Source organism: Bartonella sp. AP19HLJMH (genome assembly GCF_042196245.1).
In the GTDB taxonomy this organism is placed as follows: domain Bacteria; phylum Pseudomonadota; class Alphaproteobacteria; order Rhizobiales; family Rhizobiaceae; genus Bartonella.
In genome coordinates this window covers 1-1,923 of record NZ_JBHIPX010000049.1, presented here as the reverse complement: position 1 = coordinate 1,923, position 1,923 = coordinate 1, and the positions used below count along the sequence as shown (strand labels likewise).

The following is a 1,923-nucleotide window of genomic DNA, read 5'->3' as shown; positions in this document are numbered from 1 at the left end:
GCGGCGGGGGCGCCTCCTTATAACCATTTCATTTAAAAATTTGTTTGAATATTAGATTAGGGAGCTACCTATGACCACTAAAACTGTATCTAAAAAATATGAAATTATAGACGAAATAAAAAAAGTTTACGATGCAGAAACCCGTCAACCTAGATACTTTTATCGCATACGCGCATTAAGGGATTTCGATGATGTCAAGGCTGGTGACCTTGGTGGTTTTATTGAGAAGGAAGATAACCTCTCTCATGATGGGAATTGCTGGGTGTATGATGATGCTATTGCAGCATATGATGCTGTCGTTAGTGAAAATGCTAAAATACGTAATGAAGCCGTTATTGCTCAAAATGCTAAAGTTTATGGTAACGTTGTAGTGAGTGATAAAGCCAAGGTTTATGGTCGTGATACCCATGTTTATGGCAATGCTAAGATTTTTGATAATGCTAGTATTAGTGGTACCATGTGGTTTCGTGGCAAGGGGTGGGTTTATGGCAAGTGTGTGGTTAATGGCAATGCCAAGGTTTATGATCATGCTAAGGTTTGTGGTCAAGTTTGTGATAATGCCGTGGTTTATGGAAAAGCTTTTATTAGTATAGAGGCAAAAATTTATGACAATGCCAAGGTTTGGCATAGTGCTTATGTGAAGGGCTTTGTTTATGGCAATGCAAAAGTATCAGGGTCTTCTTGCGTATACGAAGGTTCTCATATTTTTGATCATGCTAGGGTTTATGGTAAAGCGCTTGTCTACAAAAATGTCAAGATTTATGGCAATGCCCGTGTTTATGAGAATGCTCGTATTTATGAAAAAGCAGAAATTTATGATGATGCGTGTGTTTCTAATAGGTCTATTATTGAAGAGGGTGTAAAAATCTCTGGCAACGCTGTAATTAATGGCAAGCAAAAGATTTGTGATGATACTGATGGTAGTGAACAAAGCACAAACAAAGCAGCGTAAATAAAATAACGGGGCGGGGGGCTGCTTTATAGCAAAAAAGCCGCGTCCTTTTAAGACACGGCTTTTGTTTGCAACTGGAAACTTATACATTTTAAATGTTAAAGTATATTACACAAAACGTGTAAAAATGCAAGCCTTAATACATAAAAACCGCATCAAAATGAATTGATACGGCTTTTATTATCAAAACAGCTAGCGATCTAAATAAACGATTAAAAGAAATAACCGAAATATAAAAGAACATCTCTTTATTGCACAAAACGTATCAAAAAGCAAGCTGTTAAGTAAAATAAAAATGGGATTCACACTGTAGATTCAGTGATTTATAATTATCATTTATCAAATCAATTTAAATCATAATGAATAAAATGAACGCTGTTAATTTACCTTCTTTTCAAACAGAAGAACAATCTTCTTTTCGTCAACTGCCCCATAATATTGAAGCAGAGAAAGCTTTGCTGGGTGCTATCATTATCAATAATAATGCTCTTGATAGCGTTTCTGATTTTTTAAAAGCAGAGCACTTTTTTGAACCGTTGCATCAAAAGCTTTTTGATATCATTTCACAAATTATTCAAAATGGAAAAGTTGCAGATCCCATTACTATTAAGCCCTTTGTTGAAAATGATGCGAAAATTGGTGACATCACTGTATATAATTACGTGGTGCGTTTAGCTAAAGAAGCTGTAACAATCATTAATACCAAAGATTATGGGAGTGTCATTTATGATCTGTTTATCCGACGCTCTTTAATTAACCTTGGCACTCAAGTTGTGAATAGAGCTTATGATGTTTCTGTAGAACTTACAACATCACAACAAATTGAAACTGTTGAAAATCAGTTGTTTGAATTGGCAGAAAAAGGAAAATATGGGGGTGGGTTTGAAAACTTTAATACAGCCATTGCAAAAGCACTTAACATGGCAAGCGCTGCAAAAAAGCGTTCCTCACAGCTCTCAGGGATAGCTACC

The 1,923-nt window shown here is 35.6% G+C and carries 2 protein-coding genes; both read left to right on the top strand.

The window, feature by feature from the left end; all coding sequences use genetic code 11:
- The first annotated feature begins 70 nt into the window (after positions 1-70).
- Positions 71-952 (top strand): hypothetical protein, encoded by an 882-nt coding sequence (locus tag ACFINR_RS09245; RefSeq protein ID WP_375632886.1) that lies wholly within the window; start codon positions 71-73, stop codon positions 950-952.
- Positions 953-1,311: 359 nt separating this feature from the next.
- A partial coding sequence (locus ACFINR_RS09240; protein WP_375654223.1) for a DnaB-like helicase N-terminal domain-containing protein occupies positions 1,312-1,923 on the top strand: 612 nt, incomplete at its 3' end.

Coding starts and splice junctions, on each gene's coding strand:
- ACFINR_RS09245 (WP_375632886.1), top strand. CDS start 71: ATGACCACTAAAACTGTATCTAAAAAATATGAAATTATAGACGAAATA.